The organism is Streptomyces alkaliphilus (assembly GCF_014141535.1).
GTDB lineage: Bacteria > Actinomycetota > Actinomycetes > Streptomycetales > Streptomycetaceae > Streptomyces > Streptomyces alkaliphilus.
The window spans coordinates 1-826 of record NZ_VKHT01001507.1; the positions used below are offsets into that span (position 1 = coordinate 1).

The 826-nt window shown below is 71.9% G+C and carries 1 protein-coding gene and 1 pseudogene; both read left to right on the forward strand.

Translation table 11 applies throughout. The features are described 5' to 3' along the window. The first annotated feature begins 72 nt into the window (after positions 1–72). Entirely contained in the window at positions 73–561 is a 489-nt protein-coding gene (locus FNQ90_RS25365; protein WP_143622440.1) for an acyl-CoA thioesterase, read from the forward strand. After that, a pseudogene (locus FNQ90_RS25370) lies at positions 527–826 on the forward strand (hypothetical protein); the annotation flags it as partial. The gene FNQ90_RS25365 and the pseudogene FNQ90_RS25370, both read left to right, overlap by 35 nt.

Sequence of the window (826 nt, forward strand, 5' to 3'; positions counted from 1 at the left end):
ACCTACAAGAAGCTCACCCGGGGCTGAACCACAGTGCGACACCTGTTCCGTTGTCCGCTCCGCTGGGCGGACATGGATTCCTTCGGACACATCAACAACGTCGTCTTCCTGCGCTACCTGGAGGAGGCGCGCATCGACTTCCTCTGGCGCCTGGCGCGGGAGGCGGCCGAGGAGACGACCGTGTCCGGCGACGACCCCGGGTCCGGGGCGTCCGGCGACAGGGCCCCCGGGCCCGGCGCCGGACGCCCCGGCGTCTTCGACCCGGAGGTCCCCTTCTCGGGGACCACCGTGGTGGCCCGGCACGAGATCGACTACCTGCGCCCCTTGGTGCACCGACACGCGCCGGTCGACATCGAACTGTGGGTGACCAAGATCGGTGCCGCCGCGACCACCATCGGCTACGAGATGATCGACGGGGGTACGGTGCACGCCCGCGCCCGCACCGTCATCGTCCCCTACGACCTGGACAAGGAGCGTCCCCGCCGCCTCTCGGCGGTCGAACGGTCCTTCCTGGAACGGTACTTCGATGACGCCACCGACAACACGGCTGCGGTTCGCTGAGCCGGCCGACGCCGCCGTCCTCGCCGCCTTCCTCGGGCGTCACCTGAAGTGGGACCGGACGGCGGCGGTTCGGCTGCGCGCCGAGGGCGGCGTCCTCGCCGTCTTCGCCCGCCCCGCCCGCTTCGAGGTGGTGGCGGTGCTCCCGCTGCCCCTCGCCGCGACGGACGCGCCGGCGGAAACCCTGGACCTGACCGTCTCCGCCGGCGAACTGCTGGAGGGAATCGAGGGGCTCGACGGCATCGACGGCGCCCGGGGGGCGGAGCAG

Bases quoted from the DNA above. Each gene is read 5' to 3' on its own strand.
- FNQ90_RS25365 (WP_143622440.1), top strand. From the start codon at position 73: ATGGATTCCTTCGGACACATCAACAACGTCGTCTTCCTGCGCTACCTG.